The sequence below is a fragment of the Bradyrhizobium sp. Kon69 genome (genome assembly GCF_055807515.1).
Genome location: NZ_JBVVOS010000031.1, coordinates 61,609 through 77,988, shown reverse-complemented (window position 1 = coordinate 77,988; position 16,380 = coordinate 61,609). Strand labels below are relative to the sequence as shown.

The following is a 16,380-nucleotide window of genomic DNA, read 5'->3' as shown; positions in this document are numbered from 1 at the left end:
GGCGCGGGAAATTATTGCACGGACAATAGGCAGGCGATGTTAATCCCGGGTTTACGCTGGTGGCCGCCAGCAGTCGCGGTCACCTAGCCTTGCGGTCGAGGGCGGCGAGGATATCGAGCGTTGCCTGATCGCGCCCGCCCGAAAAATACCGGGCGAGCGCCTCGTCGAAAACGGGCTCATCGGACACCGCGTCGAACAGCGTCATCGACGAGCGGAATTTGGCGTCATCGGGCGCGCCGAGGATGGCGTTGATGGTCCGGCCCTCGACAGCGAGCACGAGGCGGGTGCATTCGATCAGGCGCGGACCGAGGATGGGGTGGGCGAGATAGGCCTTGGCCTCAGCGCGGGAGCCGATGGCATAGCGCTGCGACATGGCGCTGAAGCCGAGGCCGGCGACCTGGGGAAAGACGAACCACATCCAGTGGCTCTGCTTTCGGCCCCGGGTCAGCTCCCCCTGGATGTCGCGGTAGACCGGGTCCTGGGCCCGGACAAAGCGTTGGAGGTCGAACGGATCGGTCATAAGATACCTTAGGATACCCCGGAATGGCTTGCCGGAGCCTTGCCAGACCCCTGCCGGCCGCGATTATGCCTAACTTTTGGCTCCCAATGTGGTAGCTGGTATAGAATCTCCGGGTGGGGGTGGGTCCCCCCGGGGATCGATTTTGGGGAGCTGATGGTTTCCGACCGGGCACAAGCCGAGAGGCTATTGTCGCGCCGCCGTATTGGGCGAGCCGAGACGATATTGCTGTCTCTGGCCGCCGTCGCGCTGGCGCTGGGCGCCGCCGCCTGGGTCGCGGACATCGGCGGTTCGGCCTCGCTGGTCACCGCCGCGCTGCCGCCGGCCAATGCGCCTTCATTCGACGATCGTTTCGCTTCCGCTTCCAGCAGTCCGCCCGCCCGCGAGCTCGGCCTGCGGACGCTGGAGCGCTCCGCGGTGAGTGCAGTCCAGCTCAAATTGCGCGACGCCAAGGCGATGCTTGCCCAGAAGCTCCAGGGCGACGACTGGCGCTCGACCCTGACCGACGACGACCGGCACATGTCGGAGGAGACGAGACAATCGCAGCGTGCTGACGCCATCCCGATGCCGCGCTCGCGCCCGCCCCAGGCCGACATCTCCGCCCAGATAGCCTCGAGCCAGGCTTATGCCGAGACCAATCCCAGGATCGACAACCGCAACTTCTTCGAAAAATTCACCGACAAGATCAGGCTAGCCTCGCTGACGCCCGACAGCGGCCTGTTCGGCAAGGCGCCGGATCTCGCCGCGCTCGGTTACGATTCGCGCACCGCGGTCTACGACATCTCGGCCAAGGCGCTTTACCTGCCGAGCGGCCTCGCGCTGGAAGCGCATTCCGGAATGGGCGCGCTGATGGACGATCCGGAGCACGTCGACCAGCGCATGGTTGGCGCGACCCCGCCCGCGACCTACGACCTGAAGCCGCGCGAAAAACTGTTTCACGGCGTCCGCGCACTGCGCTTGACTCCCACCGAGGGCACCAGCGCGCTCGGCCGCGTCGGCCTGCTCACCCACAATTACATGCTCGGGCCCCGTGGCGACTCCAACGGCTGCGTGTCGATCAAGGACTATGATCGGTTCATGAAGGCCTACGACAACGGTGAGTTCAACCGTCTGGTCGTGGTGCCCAGGCTGACCCCATCGGCGACCGCCTCGCAGCGCGCGAGCACCGAGTCCTGATATCTGCTCCTGATATTTGCCTGCCACGGCGGGGCTGCCGTTTTCCCTTCGTTAAGCCGTCATCGTCCAGAAGCAGCCCATGAGTGATCCGCAAAGTGAGTGATCCGCAAAATTCCGAGACCCCGCTGCGCACGACGTTCAAGATCAAGCTGAACGGCGACACGCTGGCGATCGCGACCGTCGGCCAGGCCTATCAATTCCTCACCAACTTCAAATCGGTCGAGTGGATGGAATTCCGCTCGCTGCACGAAGACGCGGTCGCGGCGCTCGAAGGCGCCGCCGAGAACGCGATGCTCGTCGTGCAGGCGACAAACGCCGTGCGCGCGCTGTTCGTGAGCGCAAAGCTGCTCTGAGAGCGACACGGCAGATATTTGGGAAGAGTCCCGGATTGCGCTGCGCTCCATCCGGGCTACCGCTCACGACTTGAACTCCGCTATAGGAACGGCAATAGCTTCGCGAAGATCGCGCTCAAGCCGATACGTTGAAACATAGTTCAGGGAGAGACCCATCATGAAACGCCGTACATTCCTCAAGGGCGGCGCGGTTGCCGGCGCGACGACGCTGGTTGCTGCACCTGCGATCGCGCAGAGCGCGCCCGAGATCAGATGGCGCCTGACCTCGAGCTTCCCGAAGTCGCTCGACACCATCTACGGCACCGCGCAGACGTTTGCGAAATATGTTGCCGAGGCCACCGACAACAAATTCCAGATCCAGACCTTTGCGGCCGGCGAGCTCGTCCCCGGCCTGCAGGCGCTCGATGCCGTCAGCACAGCCTCTGTCGATATGGCGCAGACCCCGCTCTATTTCTACATCGGCAAGGAGCCGGCGCTGGCCTATGCGACCGGCGCGCCGTTCGGCATGAACCATCGCCATCAGGAGTCCTGGTGGCATTTCGGCGGCGGCGCCGATTTGACCAACGAGGCGCTGAAGCCGTTCAAGGCGCATGCCATCCTCTGCGGCAATTCCGGCACCCAGATGGGCGGCTGGTTCCGCAAGGAGATCAAGACCGTCGACGATCTCAAGGGTCTGAAATTCCGCATCGCCGGCATGGGCGGCCATGTGCTGGCGCGCCTCGGTGTGGTCCCGCAGCAGATCGCGGGCGGTGACATCTATCCGGCGCTGGAGAAGGGCACGATCGACGCGGTCGAATTCGTCGGTCCCTATGACGACGAAAAGCTCGGCTTCCAGAAGGTCGCAAAATACTATTACTTCCCCGGCTGGTGGGAAGGCGGCGCCATGCTGCACATGATCGTCAACGACGAGAAGTGGGCGTCGCTGCCCAAGCAGTACCAGGCGATCGTCAACCAGGCCGCCTCGGCGGCGGGCGCCTGGATGCTCGAGAAATACGACAGCGTCAATCCGGCGGCGCTGAAGCGGCTGATCGCCAATGGCGCGGAGCTGAAGGCGTTTCCGCAGCCGGTTCTGGAGGCCTGCTATGCCGCGACCCAGGACCATCTGAACGAGCTCGCCACCAAGAGCGACCTGTTCAAGCGCACCAAGGAAAGCCACGACGCCTATATGAAAGAGCTGCTGTTCTACACGCAGATCGCGGAGAATTTTTACGACAATTATCTGCTCGGCAAGATGCGCAAGGGCTGATCTCAGGCCACCGCGACGGGCGGCCGGATTGCTTTGCGCCCACCTCCGGCCGCCCGTCGTTGCGTCAGACTGATGACGATGCATTCCTGCAACATACCGCCGAAAACCGATGGTGGGATGATGCCGTCCATGCTTCTTCAACCTAACGGTTGATGTGGGATTTTGGCCGTTCCTCCAGACCTTGTTGAAGCAGGGAATGGAGTCGAAAATGACCTTACTGAACAGCATTGGCGGAACCGCTGGCAGGAGCAACCTTCGCCCGATCGCGTCCTGCCTGGCTATCCTCCTTGCAACCACATTCCTCCACGCCGGTTCCGCGCTGGCCGCCGACTACGCGGCCGGCGGCGGCGTCATCAACGGGCCATCCGGCGAGGCGACGGCGGTAGGCCAGACGGCGACGACGGAGGGCACGTTCGCCACCGCCTATGGCGCCTTGTCCACTGCAACCGGCGAAACCGCGCTTGCCGTGGGCACCGTGTCCAAGGCGATCGGCGATAATGCAACCGCGATCGGCATCGGCACCGCTGCAACCGGAATATCGGCGAGCGCCTTCGGTGACAACGCCACCGCAACTGGCACCGGCGCCACGGCGACTGGTACGCACTCCAGCGCCATTGGTGCGAATGCCGCGGCGTTCGGCGGCAACGCCTTCGCAAGCGGGGCAACCGCCACGGCGACGGGCGCCCACAGTAGCGCGTTTGGCACCGCAGCGACCGCAACGGGCGAGGGCAGCAACGCCCTCGGCAACAACACAACCGCGACCGGCGCCGGCAGCCTGGCCAACGGCGACTTTGCGACGGCGACAGGCCAGAACAGCAACGCCAGCGGCCAGTTCGCGACCGCGACCGGCACCAACAGCAAGGCGAATGGCGCCGCTGCCACGGCCTACGGTCAAGGCAGCACCGCGACCGGCAGCAACGCCGTGGCCATCGGTGAAACCAGCACCGCCACAGGCAATTTCGCGACCGCGCTCGGCAACAACAGCAATGCCATTGGCAACGTTACGGTGGCGGTGGGTGCTTTCAGCTCCGCCAACGGCGAGGGGACCGTCGCGGTCGGAAATTCGAGCAATGCAGGTGCGACCAACGCCACCGCGCTCGGCGCTTCGGCCGTGGCCGTCACCGGCGGCACCGCGCTCGGCAACAGTTCACGGGCGGACGGCACCAATTCGCTGGCGCTCGGTATGAATGCGACCGCATCTGGGGCCAATTCCGTCGCGATCGGCGCAGGCTCGACCGCAACGCTGGCCAATACCGTGTCGTTCGGTACGTCTGGCAACGAGCGGCGCCTGACCAATGTCGCCGCCGGCGTCGCGCCGACCGACGCGGTCAACATGAGCCAGCTCACCGGCATCACCGCCGGATTTCAGTCGCAGATTGGTTCGCTCCAGGCGCAGATCGGCAACAATCTGACCGAGGCGCGACGCGGCATCGCCGCCGCGGTTGCAGCCGCCAGCGCGCCGATGCCGTCCGCGCCGGGCAAGACCACCTGGCAGGTGCGCGGCTCGGCGTTTCACGGCGAAGGCGGTTTCGGTGCTGGTTTCGCACATCGCCTCAACACCACCATGCCCCTCACCGTCGTGGGCGGCTATGGCAACGGCGGCGGCACCGAGCACACCGCCTATGTCGGCGTCGGCGGGGAGTTTTGAGCGTTCACCTCACGCCGAGCCGAGACCCAGCTTGGCATAGATGCGCCGCGCATAGGCACCGAACGCGTCCGTCGTCTTCAGCGGCAGATCCCGCGGGAAGGGCAGGTCGATCGGGAAATAATCGGCCATCTTTGCCGGACCGGCCGTCAGCACGGCGCAGTGCGAGGACAGGAACACGGCCTCCTGAATCGAGTGCGTGATGAAGATGATGGTCTTGCCGCTCTCGTGCCAGATCCGCAGCATCTCCAAATTCATCTGCTCGCGCGTCAAGGCGTCGAGCGCGCCGAACGGCTCGTCCATCAGGATCAGTTTCGGGTCGTGAATGAAGGCGCGCGCAATGGCGGTGCGCTGCTGCATGCCGCCGGACAGCTCTCGCGGATATTTCTGCTCGTAGCCGGCAAGTCCCACCAGATTGAGCAGATCGCGCGCCCGCTCGCGCGCGGCCTTCATGGGAAGACCGACGATCTCCGCCGGCAGCAGCACGTTGTCCAGGATGGTCCGCCATTTCAGCAGCAGCGCCTGCTGGAACACCATGCCGATGTCGCGGGTCGGATCGAACGGGCTTTTGGCATTGCCGATCTTCACCGTGCCACCGTCGGCGTCGTGCAGGCCGGCCAAGATCTTCATCACGGTGGTCTTGCCGCAGCCGGACGGGCCGACCAGCGAGACAAGCTCACCCTCCTGCACGTCCATGGTGACGTCGGACACCGCCAGGAATTCGGCGCCGCCGCTGCGATAGACCTTGCGGACGCCTTGCAGGCTGATGAAGGGGTCTGAGCTCATGCCAGCCATTTGTTCAAGTTTGCGGCCACGAACGCGTCGTCGCTGAGGTCGGAGTGCTCGCGGTACACGCGATCGATCTCGTCCTTCTGGCCGGGGCTGAGGCCCTCGTTCGGATCGAGGCACCACAGACCCTGCATCAGGCCCTGCCGTCGCAGCACCTCATGGCAGCCGGCGATGCAACCGTGAAAATCGTTGGCAACGTCGAAGAAGGCGCTGTTGCAATCGGTGACGCGGGCATCGAGCGCGAGCAGTTCGGCCGGGACGCTGTCCTTGTGCCGTGCCGCCTTGCAGCGCTCGAACTGTTTGATCGCGCTCGCCGTCCACACCGACCAATGGCCGAGCAGACCGCCCTTGAAGTAGGTCCGCGTGGTGACGCCGTTGTCGCGGAGGTCGAACGGCAGCATCAAATCGAGCAGGATGTGGTCGTCATTGCCTGTGTAAAGCGCGACGCGGTCGAGTGCGCCGGCTGCCGCGACGCCGCGCAGAACATCAAGGGTCCGGTAGCGGTTGAACGGCGCGATCTTGATCGCGATGACATTGTCGATCGAGGCAAAGCGCTGCCAGAACCGGCTCGACAGGACCACGCCGCCGACTGCCGGCTGAAGATAGAAGCCGACCAGCGGAATTTCGGCTGCGACCGCTGTGCAATGTGCGATGATCTCGTCTTCCGACGCGCTCTTCATTGCAGCGAGGCTGAGGAGCCCTGCGTGATAGCCGATGTCGCGCGCGGTGCGGGATTCGGTGGTCGCCTGCCTGGTCGGACCGGCGAGGCCCGCGACCAGCGCCAGCGGACGCTTGGTCCAGTTCGCCGCGGTCTCGGCGGCGAGCTCGAGCACGGGACGATAGAGGCCGACATCGCGGATCGCGAACTGCGTGGTATGCACGCCGACCGCAAGGCCGCCGGAGCCGGCGTCGACGTAATAGCGCGTCAGCGCGCGCTGATGCTTCTTGTCGAGCTGGCGCTCGGCGGTGAGCGCGAGGGGATGCGCCGGCAGCACGGTGCCGTCGGCGATCAGCTTGCGGATCTCGCTGTTGATCTGGCTGTGGTGCATGATGTCCTATCCGAATTCAGGGCCGGCAACGGCGAATGGCATGTCCTCACCCGTGGCTATGGCGGGGCCGAACCGCATGCGCTGGAACGGCCGTTCGATGCTCCAGCCCGATGCGGTCAATCCTTCAGGGAACGCGGCGTGCGACGCGACGGCGTCGAGCAGCAGCGGCCCGGTCTCCGATCGCGCGATGGCATCGACCAGGGCCAGCGCGGCTGCCGTGTCGTCGGCAAACAGCGGACCGATATGGCGCGCGGTGCGTCCGTCGCGAACCAGCGCGATGGCGCCGTTCGCGGAAACGATGCGTGAGCCGGGACGCTGAGCGAAGTTGGAGAGCAGGGCGGTTCGATCGAGGCCCGTAGCGCGCCGGTCACGCGCGCGGAGCGCGTCGAGCGTCGCGGATGAAGGTGGCTGCGCGGACGCGAACGCGGATTTCACCAGCTTGAGACGGCGCAATTGCAGCGTCGGCGTGAACCCGAGCGGTCCATAGACGGCAGCACCGTCGGGTGTTGCGTCGAGCCAGCTCGTCAGGCCGTTCCTGCGGGCAGTTTCGAGGCAGGCATCGACGAGGCGCGTTGCCAGGCCGCGACGGCGATGGGTGCCTGATACCAGCACCATGCTGATCCAGGCGTTTTTGCTGGAGTAGGGCAGCAGGGCCGCGGTTGCCACCAGCCGTCTGCCGTCGCGAATGCCGAATACGATTCCATCGTGCAGGAAGATGCGCCAGTCCTCCTCGGTCTGGTTCCAGTGTGCTTCCGTCGACAGCACGAGCCCGGCGATCGCATCGTCGGCGCCGAGCTTGATGATGGCCGGATCGTCAGTAGCGTCCATCGCGCACCTCGTATTTGGTGGGCTTGCCGAGGCTCGGCATGGCGCGGGACACCCAATCCGCGGTCCAGGCGATCAGCTGCTCGGTGTCGACGACCGGCAGGCCGAACAGCTCGACGGCCTTGGACGTGTCGGTCAGCCACGCCGTCGGCTGTTCGTTTCCTGTCAGCACCGGCGCGCGGCCGAACCTCGCGCCGAATCTCGCTGCGAGGTCGCGCACCGCCAAAATCTCGTGGCCGCTGACATTGATCGGCGAGGTCGGCGCCGTGCAATGCGCGAGGCAGCGCAGCGCCTGGGACGAGGCATCGCCCTGCCAGATGAAATTGACATGGCCAATGCTGACGTCGATTGGCGTGCCCGTGAGCACTTTCGATGCGATGTCGTGGAGCACGCCATAGCGCATGTCGATCGCGTAGTTGAGGCGGAACAGCCGCCCGGGCGTTCCGAACTTGCGCGAAAAATATTCGAACATGCGCTCGCGGCCGACGCAGGACTGGGCGTACTCGCCGGGCGGATTGGGCGCCATGTCCTCGCGCGAGCCTTTGCCGTCGACGGGGACGAAAGGATAGATGCAGCCGGTTGAGAACGCCACGATCCGCGATGATGGGAAGGCCTGCGCGACCAGTGCTGGCACGTGCGCATTCATCGCCCAGGTCAGCGAGAGGTCGCCCTCCGCGCCGAATTTGCGGCCAGCCATGAAGACGATGTTGGGCGCCTTCGGCAGCGCCTCAATCGCGGTCTCGTCCATCAGGTCGCAATTGATGGTCTCGACGCCACGCGCGTGCAGCCAGTCCTTGACGCTGGCGTCGCTGAAGCGGGCGACGCCGATGACGCGGCGATCGGGCGCTGCGGCTTTGGCAAGCCCCGCCAGCGTCGGCCCCATCTTGCCGGCGACGCCGAGGATCATGATGTCGCCGTCAACCCTGGCGAGGTCGTCGACCAATGCCTGGGTCGGCTGGCACAGCAGATCGTCGAGCGCAGCGATATCAGGGATGGTCTTCGGCAGTGTCTGGCGGGTCAGGAGCATGGTTGTGGTCCTTGGTCTTGGCTTTGCCGTTCAAGTCGGTGTTGCGTCACCGACCACGAACATGCGTTCGAGGACGAGCACGAAGCCGTAAAGCGCGACGCCGAGCAGCGTCAGCAGCACGACAGCCATCACCATCGCGGGCGTGTCGAGCGACGACTGCACCTGGATCATGAGGTAGCCGAGCCCGCGCTCGGAGGCGATGAACTCGCCGACGATGGCGCCGGCGACCGCGAGGATGGCGCCGACCTTCATGCCGGAGAAAATGTAAGGCAGCGATCCCGGCAGCTGGATCTTGCGGAACAGCGTCCAGCGCGAGCCGCGCAGCGATTTGACGAGATCGAGCAGATCCGGCTCGACCTCGCGCAAGCCACGCGCGGTGGTGAGCAGGATCGGAAAGAAACAGATGCTGAAGGCGATCAGGATGTTCGGCACGATGCCGTAGGAGAACCAGACGATGAGGAGCGGGCCGAGCGCGACCTTCGGAATCATATTCAGCGTCACGAACAGCGGCAGCAGCACGAGGCTGATCAGCGGCGCCCAGCTGAAGATGACGGCCAGCGCCACGCCGACGAATGCGCCGAGCGCAAAGCCGCCGAGGATCTCGATCGCCGTCACCAGCGTATTGGCGCCCCAGGCGTAACTCGCGGTTCCCAGCGTCTGGATTGTCGCGAGCGGCGAGGGCAGGATGAACTTTGGCACGTGGAAGGCATCGACCAGGACCTGCCAGAGCAGGAGCACGGCGAGGTGCACGATCAGGACGATCGCAAAGCTGCGCGTATTGCGGGCGCCGTCTCCTGTCACCGGTTGCTCCCTGTGCCAGCGGCCACCTTGCCGCCTGGTCTCAAGCCTAACCGTCCTTGAGGGAAGTTTCAACCAGTTGGTTGATTACGGTCGGAGCGAATGCAGCACGAGATCGGCGACATGCCGGCGGCGGGCACGGCGCGCGGCCCGGCTCGACAGGTCCTTGCCGAAGATCGCCGACAGCGTCGGCGTGTTCGAGAGATAGAAATAGCTGAGGCCCGCGATGGAGATATAGAGCTGGATCGGGTCGATCCCCTTGCGGAACATGCCGGCGCGGACGCCCTCGTGAAGGATGTGGGACACGCTCTTCACCAGCGGCGAATGCATCGCCTCCAGCCGCGTCGAGCCACGGACGTGGCGGGCACCGCCGCGGTTCTCGTCGTTCAGAAGCACGATGAAATCGGGGTTTGCCGCCAGGTAATCGAACGAGGCCTCGATCAGCTTCCGGATCGCCTTTTCAGGCGGCAGGCCTTCGAGATTGAGCTGGCGCTCCTGTTCGCGGATATCGGCGTAAACCCATTCGAGCACGGCAAGATAGAGCGCGTCCTTGTCGCCGAAATAATGGTAGACGAGCTGCTTGTTGACGCCGGCGCGCTCCGCGATCTCGTCGACGCGGGCGCCGGCAAAGCCGTGCCGGGCGAACTCCTCGCGCGCCGCGGTGAGCAGCTTCTTGCGGGTGGCGACCGGGTCGCGCCGCTGCGGCACGGTGTCGCCTGAACGTTTTGCGGGCATTTCCAACCAAACAGTTGACAAGTTGAGGGCGGCCTTGTTGCATTGGTATCCTCACAGGGGGAGAGCGACAAGCCGGTCGCGGGCAACGAGGAGAGATGCGATGAAGCGTTTGCAGGCGGCGGGCTCGGCTCTGGCTGTGGCCCTGATGCTCGGATCACCAGTCGTGCCCGCGACCGCGGGCGAGGCGGTCAACCTGATCCTGAACTGGGCGCCGACGGCCGATCACTCGCCCTATTATTACGCCAAGGCGCAAGGCTGGTACGAGAAGGCGGGCATCGATCTGACCATTGAGGTCGGCAAGGGCTCCGGCGTCTCCGCCGCCAAGGTCGGCTCCGGCGGTTCGCCCTTCGGCGTCGCCGATCTCGCCACCATGCTGGTGGCGAAGAGCAAGGGCGCCGACGCTGTTGCCGTGATGAGCGTCTACGCCAACACCGGCCAGACCTTCTACTGGCTGAAGAGCTACGGCGTGAACGGGGTGAAGGAGTTTGCCGGCCACAAGATCGGCAATCCGCCCGGAGACGCCTCGCGCGTGATGTGGCCGGCCTTCGCCAAGGCTGCAGGGCTTGCCCCCGACTCCGTCGGCTTCGTCAATGTCGGGCCGACGGCGAAGATCGCCGCGCTGAAGAGCCATACCGTCGACATCATCAGCGACTTCTACAACGAGCACGATTTGAAGGTGATCGAGTTCGGGAGCGATCTCGGCTACGTCAACTGGAAGGACATCGGGCTCAATCCTTACGGCAATTCGCTGATCGTCAACGGCGGCTATCTGCAGAAGAATCCGAAGCTGGTCGAGGAGTTCGTCCGCGTCACGCAGAAGGCGTTCGCGACTTGCGTCGCCGACGCCGCGCCCTGCCTGAAGGCGCTGCTCGACCAAGTCTCCGGTCTCGACAAGGAGAACCAGGAGCGCCAGTGGGAGCGCATCAAATTCCTGATGACGGACGAATTCACGACGACGAAGGCGCTCGGCTGGATCGACGGCGAGCGGATGAAGAAGGACTACGATCTGGTCCAGACCTATCTCGGCATGGAGAAGCCGTTCGACGTCACGACGGCGTTCACGACCAAGATGCTCGATCCCGCCATCAAGATGGATGCGAGCAAGGTGAAGAAGTAGGGGGGCTTCCTTATTGTCGTCCTGGCGAAAGCCAGAACCCATTACCCCAGGGCGCGGTTTGGCGAAGACTCGTGGTTCGGTACTCCCACCCTCCGCATCGATGGATTCCGCGGTATGGGTCCTGGCTTTCGCCAGGACGACACTGGAGATCGGGGCGGCTGCCCGTCGCCGAGAGCCACGGCCCGACGCCCACCACTCCACGTAACCCCACGGAGAAATTAACCGGCCATTAACCATATCGGCGGCATCGTTAACCATTCAATAACAGGGAACGAGTCGGCCGCTATGGAGGCTGCAGTAAAACCTCAACGCCAAATGGTTCGCCTGCGCGGGCGCTCCTATGTGGCCTTCGTGTTCGTGCCGACGGTTCCCATCCAGGACTGGCTGCAGGAGATCGACACCACCATCGCGCGCTCGCCCGGCTTCTTCGCCGGCCGCCCCGTGGTGATCGACCTGTCCTCGGTCGATCTCAGCCAGTCCGGCATCGGCCATCTGCTCACCAGCCTTCAGGACCGCAACATCCGCGTGCTCGGGATCGAGGGCGTGGAGGAGGGTCGGCTGACCCCCATGATGCCGCCGCTGCTGTCGGGCGGGCGGAGCTGCGTGGTCGAGCCGAGTGCGCCCAAGAAGGTTGAGGCAAAGGTCGAGACCAAGCCGACTTCGCTGCTGCTCGAAAGCCCCGTGCGCTCCGGCCAGACCGTGATCTTTCCCGAAGGCGACGTCACCATTTTGGGGTCTGTTGGCTCCGGCGCCGAGGTCGTTGCCGGCGGCTCCATTCACATCTACGGCGCGCTGCGCGGCCGTGCCATGGCGGGCGTGAACGGTCACACGAGCGCACGCATCTATTGTCAGAAGATCGAGGCCGAACTGCTTGCAATCGATGGTTTTTACCAGACCGCCGACGATATCGACGCGGCCCTGCGCGGCAAGCCGGCTCAGGCCTGGCTGCAGGGCAACACCATGCGAATTACCGCGCTGAACTGACCAGAAGGAGATTTGAGAGATGGCCAAGGTACTGGTCGTGACGTCAGGCAAGGGGGGCGTCGGCAAGACCACGACGACCGCCGCGCTGGGAGCTGCGCTCGCGCAACGTGGTGAAAAGGTCGTGGTCGTCGATTTCGACGTCGGCTTGCGCAACCTCGACCTCGTGATGGGCGCCGAACGCCGCGTTGTGTTCGACCTCATCAACGTGGTGCAGGGTGTCGCAAAGCTGCCGCAGGCGCTGATCAAGGACAAGCGGCTGGAGAACCTCTGGCTGCTGCCGGCCTCGCAAACCCGCGACAAGGACGCGCTGACCGAAGAGGGCGTGGGCAAGGTCATCGACGATCTGCGCAGCCGTTTCGACTGGGTGATCTGCGACAGCCCGGCCGGCATCGAGCGTGGCGCCTCCATGGCGATGCGCTTTGCCGACGAAGCCGTGATCGTCACCAATCCCGAAGTCTCCTCGGTGCGCGATTCAGATCGCATCATCGGCATGCTCGATTCCAAGACGGTGCGGGCCGAGAAGGGCGAGCGGGTCGAGAAGCACATCCTCATCACCCGCTATGATCCCTCGCGCGCCGCGCGCGGCGAGATGCTGACCATCGAGGACATCCTCGAAATTCTTGCAACACCCTTGCTCGGCATCATCCCGGAGAGCCAGGACGTGCTGCGCGCCTCCAATGTCGGCACGCCGGTGACGCTGTCGAACGCTGAAGGTGCTCCGGCGCGGGCCTATATCGACGCGGCGCGGCGGCTGTGCGGCGACACCGTGCCGATGCAGGTGCCGACCGAGCGCAAGGGCTTCATGGACCGCCTGCTGCGAAGGAGGGCCGCATGAGCATGGGTTTGCTTCGGCTTCTCCGCGGCAACAAGGCCTCTGCACCCGTCGCGCGCGAACGGTTGCAGATCCTGCTTGCTCATGAACGCGGACTGCGCGGCCAGCCCGATCTGCTCGGTGTGCTGCGTGAGGAAATTCTCGCGGTCGTCTCCAGGCACGTCACGCTGGACCCGACCAAGGTCATCGTCCGGCTCGATCGCGGCGACGAGGTCTCGACCCTCGAGGTCGATATCGAGGTGCCCAATGATTTCGAGCGCAGGCGCGCGGCGGCCGGGTAGGGATTTCGGCCGCGACGCTTCGAATTTGGGGTGGGTGAGAAGGCGGTCCGCTGGGCATAGCGGGCCGCCTTTTGCGTGCTGACGTGAACGGAACGAGGTCCGGGGCTCAATCGTTGTGAACAACCCGCGGCGGCGCGATGCACCGCGGTTTCGCCAAACGGGAGAACGCCCATGATGACCGAGGTCCAGGTCCACACCGTCGCGCGCCAGATGTTGGAACAGCACGGTTTTGCGGCGATCGCGAAGGCCGCGGAACAGGCCAGGGCTTGCGAGGGCCGCGGCGAGGCCGATGAGGCCAAAGAGTGGCGTCACCTCGCCGACGCGATGAAGATCATCCGCGGTCCGCACCAGAGCTGATACTCCTGCGCGTTCAACGCTCCCCGCGGTCGGCGCCCTGCGGCGACGTACGATGCTGCGTCTGCGGCTGGGAGTGCTCGCCCGTTTCCTTACAGGGCAGCGGCTCCCACGAGCCGTCCGGCGCCTGCTGATAAGCGCTGCACGAAGAGGACGAGGTCGACTTGTCCTCGCCCTTCTGGGCGTCTGAATTCTTCGCCAGCACGGGCGCGGTCAAGATCGTGGCGACGGCAAACGCGACGGCGAAAAGGACATGGTTGATCCGCATGGGGCTCCCCTGTTCGAGTTTCGAAGAGAGCCGCATGCTGGCGAGGATTGTGACGATTATTGGCCGAAGCAAAAGTTCCGGCGCGGCGTGCTTAACGCCGCGAACAACGCTAGCCGCCCTTGCTGCGGATCAGGCCGGCGAGGTTGGTCTTCTGGGCCTCGCACCAGCTGGGCATGCCGAGGCGGCGTTGGTTGAGGTCGGTCGCCTGGGTGGCCACTGCGACCTCGGCCATCAGATCGTCGTCCTGCTTCTCGCCCATCTTGCCGCCGGTGTGCATCCAGGCGATCGCCTTGCGGACCTTCTCGGTGGTACCTTCGGGCAGCTGCATCTGCTCCGCCTTCTGCACCAGATCCTGGTAGGCGACATCCGTGCCCGGACATTCGACCTTGGCGGCGAAGGCCTGCAAGACCAGCGTGACATAGGTCGAACGTGGATGGTCGGCCGCTTGGGCCGGCGCCGCCAGCAGCAACAGGGCCGTCATCAGAAAACCAGTGCGCATCCTTGGTACCTCCCCGGATTTTTGGGAAGGCTAGCGGCTGGCGCGCCGCTCCGCAATGGGGATAGCGTGCGGCTGCAAAGACGGCCGGCGGGCTAGCGCCGCCAGGCCGGCACCGGATCGAGCGGCGTGCGATAGACCTCTTTGTGATCGCGGTCGGTGACGCGCACAGCGCAGCCCTTGCTTTGCAACTCGGGCTTCACCTGCGACAGCTCGGTGGCCAGTTGAACGGCGCGATCGGAGGCGACCTCGATGTCTTCGAGGATGATGCCGCCCTGGTTCTTGAACTCTTCACCAACCACGAGATCAAAGGAATAGTAAGGCATCCGAATTCCCCGGTGTGACGAATTGAGCTTCGGCTTTCAACACATGAGCGATGGTACCACTGAGTCGATGTTTATCGAATGAACGGCGCGCGCAATCTCTGTGCTTATGGCGCAGAAATGATGTGCAGCATTCAAGCGTGTTAAGATTTTATTAAATATGTCGGCGTGATCATGAGGCATGGAATTGCAGCAGAACCGGGCTCCGGGAACCGGCAGCTGCAAGAGAAGGCCGCCGGCATAAATCCCGACGGCCTTTTCTCTTGATCGAAAACGATCGAAGCGCCGCTTCCCGTAGTCACCCGGAGTCAACGCATCACATCGACTCGGACAGCATCGCTGGCACGACGCTTTCGTGTCGTCGCGTGACGATAGTTCAGCGCAGCGGCATTGGCGGGCGTACGACAGGTCCGTCGTCGTCGGCAACGGCTTGCGTCGTCACGGCAGCTGGCGGTGGGACTGCGGCAGCCTGCGAAGGCGGCGGCGGAGCGAGCGGCGCGGGCGAATAAGCCGGCATGTAGGTGTGCGACACGACCGGCTTGGGCTTGCGAACCGGCGGCGCCGCGGGTCGCGGCGGCAGCGCCGACATTTGCGCGCGCGGATCGACGCGCGGCTTCGCATCGGCCACCGGCTTCGGCGCGGGCGGCTTCGCCATCTCGCGTGCCATCTGCTCCTGCCCGGCCTTCAATTCGGCGATGTTGGCCTTGAGCTGCTCGATCTGTTGCGCCATCGCGGCGAGATCGCGCGTCATCGACTGCACTGATGACGCAGGATCGGATTGTGTTGCCGTGGGCACTGCTGCTGCAACCTGGGTTGCGGGCGGAGTCGTCGATTGATCGGTTGCTTGATCTGTCGCGGCTTGATCCGTTGCGGTCTGGTCGGCAGGCGGCGCGGCCTGCGCGGCGGCGACCGGTGCCGTCTGCGAGGTCGACGGCAGTAGCGACGCCAATGCCGGCGTCCATTCGGCGAGCATCTGTTTTGCGGTGTCGCCATGTTTTTCCCAGGCGACAGTGGCGGCCGCGCTTCCGCCCGCAAACAGCATCGTGACGAACGCACCGCGCAGCCATTTTCCGGCCGAGGAGCGCTTCTGCCGGCTGAGACCATCACCGGGCGCGACGTGCACCGCGGTGTCGACCGAGGGCGCTGCCGCCTGCGGCTCGCGGACGGGACTGAACTTCGGCTCCGGATCCATTCTGGACTTCAGCGTGAACGCCGGATCTATCTTGGGTTCCGGTCGGCTCTTGATCTCAGGCGCGAGCGCGGGCGCGACGCTGAGAGGCCGCGAGGCCAGCACAATGTCAGGCGAAATCTGCACCGCGTCGTGCGGGTCGTTGTTCGTGACCGTGTCCTTCACGATCTCATCGACGATTTGCCGAGAGTTCAGCGTCGCGAGCATCGCAGCTCCTTTGAAGTCCGGGTGTTTTGAAGCCCAGGTGTTGAGTAGTTGAAGTGTTGGCCGTCCGCATTCGCGCGAGCAGATCCGTGAGGTGAGGCCATCCAATTCCCCGAGGCCAAGCCACGACGCACGAGTCCAGCCGGGTTTGACCAAAGCAAGGCGAGGGGAT

20 protein-coding genes are annotated in these 16,380 nt (G+C 64.7%); 9 read left to right on the top strand and 11 right to left on the bottom strand.

What is annotated here, in order from left to right; all coding sequences use genetic code 11:
• Positions 1-79 precede the first annotated feature (79 nt).
• Positions 80-520 carry a DUF1810 domain-containing protein gene (locus AC0L3U_RS32220; RefSeq protein ID WP_473364407.1) on the bottom strand — a complete coding sequence of 147 codons (441 nt, stop codon included), beginning with the start codon at positions 518-520 and terminating at the stop codon, positions 80-82.
• A gap of 222 nt (positions 521-742) precedes the next feature.
• Here AC0L3U_RS32220 and AC0L3U_RS32215 point away from each other — a divergent pair, with 222 nt between their 5' ends.
• The 4 genes from AC0L3U_RS32215 (at position 743) to AC0L3U_RS32200 (ending at position 4,940) form a co-directional block, all read left to right on the top strand.
• Positions 743-1,693: a DUF2778 domain-containing protein gene (locus AC0L3U_RS32215; protein WP_473364406.1), complete on the top strand. Its 951-nt coding sequence runs from the start codon at positions 743-745 to the stop codon at positions 1,691-1,693.
• A gap of 95 nt (positions 1,694-1,788) precedes the next feature.
• Positions 1,789-2,046 (top strand): hypothetical protein, encoded by a 258-nt coding sequence (locus AC0L3U_RS32210; RefSeq protein WP_275171839.1) that lies wholly within the window; start codon positions 1,789-1,791, stop codon positions 2,044-2,046.
• Positions 2,047-2,203: 157 nt separating this feature from the next.
• Positions 2,204-3,292 carry a TRAP transporter substrate-binding protein gene (locus tag AC0L3U_RS32205; protein WP_473364405.1) on the top strand — a complete coding sequence of 363 codons (1,089 nt, stop codon included), beginning with the start codon at positions 2,204-2,206 and terminating at the stop codon, positions 3,290-3,292.
• 208 nt (positions 3,293-3,500) lie between these two features.
• Entirely contained in the window at positions 3,501-4,940 is a 1,440-nt protein-coding gene (locus tag AC0L3U_RS32200) for a YadA family autotransporter adhesin (RefSeq protein WP_473364404.1), read from the top strand.
• 9 nt (positions 4,941-4,949) lie between these two features.
• Here the strand turns inward: AC0L3U_RS32200 and AC0L3U_RS32195 are convergent, their stop codons facing one another.
• From AC0L3U_RS32195 to AC0L3U_RS32170, 6 genes are all read right to left on the bottom strand, one after another.
• Positions 4,950-5,732, bottom strand: coding sequence for an ABC transporter ATP-binding protein (locus tag AC0L3U_RS32195; protein ID WP_473364403.1), 783 nt, complete (start codon positions 5,730-5,732; stop codon positions 4,950-4,952).
• Positions 5,720-6,775, bottom strand: a complete 1,056-nt coding sequence (locus AC0L3U_RS32190; RefSeq protein WP_473364402.1) for a dihydrodipicolinate synthase family protein — start codon at positions 6,773-6,775, stop codon at positions 5,720-5,722. Before AC0L3U_RS32190 ends, AC0L3U_RS32195 begins: the two co-directional genes overlap by 13 nt.
• A gap of 6 nt (positions 6,776-6,781) precedes the next feature.
• On the bottom strand, positions 6,782-7,603 hold the full coding sequence (locus AC0L3U_RS32185; RefSeq protein WP_473287062.1) for a GNAT family N-acetyltransferase: 822 nt from the start codon (positions 7,601-7,603) through the stop codon (positions 6,782-6,784).
• Positions 7,590-8,627, bottom strand: a complete 1,038-nt coding sequence (locus tag AC0L3U_RS32180; protein WP_473364401.1) for an NAD-dependent epimerase/dehydratase family protein — start codon at positions 8,625-8,627, stop codon at positions 7,590-7,592. The genes AC0L3U_RS32185 and AC0L3U_RS32180 overlap by 14 nt, the downstream gene beginning before the upstream one ends.
• Before the next feature lie 30 nt (positions 8,628-8,657).
• On the bottom strand, positions 8,658-9,428 hold the full coding sequence (locus tag AC0L3U_RS32175; protein WP_473364400.1) for an ABC transporter permease: 771 nt from the start codon (positions 9,426-9,428) through the stop codon (positions 8,658-8,660).
• Between the two features lie 84 nt (positions 9,429-9,512).
• Complete coding sequence (locus tag AC0L3U_RS32170) at positions 9,513-10,160, bottom strand: TetR/AcrR family transcriptional regulator (protein ID WP_007609554.1); 648 nt, start codon at positions 10,158-10,160, stop codon at positions 9,513-9,515.
• A 100-nt stretch (positions 10,161-10,260) separates the two neighbouring features.
• Here AC0L3U_RS32170 and AC0L3U_RS32165 point away from each other — a divergent pair, with 100 nt between their 5' ends.
• The 5 genes from AC0L3U_RS32165 (at position 10,261) to AC0L3U_RS32145 (ending at position 13,731) form a co-directional block, all read left to right on the top strand.
• Positions 10,261-11,277 (top strand): ABC transporter substrate-binding protein, encoded by a 1,017-nt coding sequence (locus AC0L3U_RS32165; RefSeq protein ID WP_473364399.1) that lies wholly within the window; start codon positions 10,261-10,263, stop codon positions 11,275-11,277.
• A gap of 285 nt (positions 11,278-11,562) precedes the next feature.
• Positions 11,563-12,261, top strand: coding sequence for a septum site-determining protein MinC (gene minC, locus AC0L3U_RS32160; protein ID WP_027569772.1), 699 nt, complete (start codon positions 11,563-11,565; stop codon positions 12,259-12,261).
• Between the two features lie 19 nt (positions 12,262-12,280).
• The gene (minD, locus tag AC0L3U_RS32155) at positions 12,281-13,096 is read left to right on the top strand and encodes a septum site-determining protein MinD (protein WP_007591740.1); all 816 of its coding nucleotides are present in this window, start codon (positions 12,281-12,283) and stop codon (positions 13,094-13,096) included.
• Entirely contained in the window at positions 13,093-13,374 is a 282-nt protein-coding gene (gene minE / locus AC0L3U_RS32150; RefSeq protein WP_007609560.1) for a cell division topological specificity factor MinE, read from the top strand. Before minD ends, minE begins: the two co-directional genes overlap by 4 nt.
• Positions 13,375-13,545: 171 nt before the next feature.
• Positions 13,546-13,731 (top strand): hypothetical protein, encoded by a 186-nt coding sequence (locus AC0L3U_RS32145; protein WP_027517632.1) that lies wholly within the window; start codon positions 13,546-13,548, stop codon positions 13,729-13,731.
• Between the two features lie 13 nt (positions 13,732-13,744).
• Here AC0L3U_RS32145 and AC0L3U_RS32140 read toward each other — a convergent pair whose 3' ends face one another.
• The 4 genes from AC0L3U_RS32140 to AC0L3U_RS32125 form a co-directional block, all read right to left on the bottom strand.
• Entirely contained in the window at positions 13,745-13,996 is a 252-nt protein-coding gene (locus AC0L3U_RS32140; RefSeq protein WP_473364398.1) for a hypothetical protein, read from the bottom strand.
• 109 nt (positions 13,997-14,105) lie between these two features.
• Positions 14,106-14,495: a hypothetical protein gene (locus AC0L3U_RS32135; protein WP_106943383.1), complete on the bottom strand. Its 390-nt coding sequence runs from the start codon at positions 14,493-14,495 to the stop codon at positions 14,106-14,108.
• 92 nt (positions 14,496-14,587) lie between these two features.
• Positions 14,588-14,818: a DUF6894 family protein gene (locus tag AC0L3U_RS32130; protein WP_007591727.1), complete on the bottom strand. Its 231-nt coding sequence runs from the start codon at positions 14,816-14,818 to the stop codon at positions 14,588-14,590.
• A 373-nt stretch (positions 14,819-15,191) separates the two neighbouring features.
• Positions 15,192-16,211, bottom strand: a complete 1,020-nt coding sequence (locus tag AC0L3U_RS32125) for a hypothetical protein (RefSeq protein ID WP_473364397.1) — start codon at positions 16,209-16,211, stop codon at positions 15,192-15,194.
• Positions 16,212-16,380 lie beyond the last annotated feature (169 nt).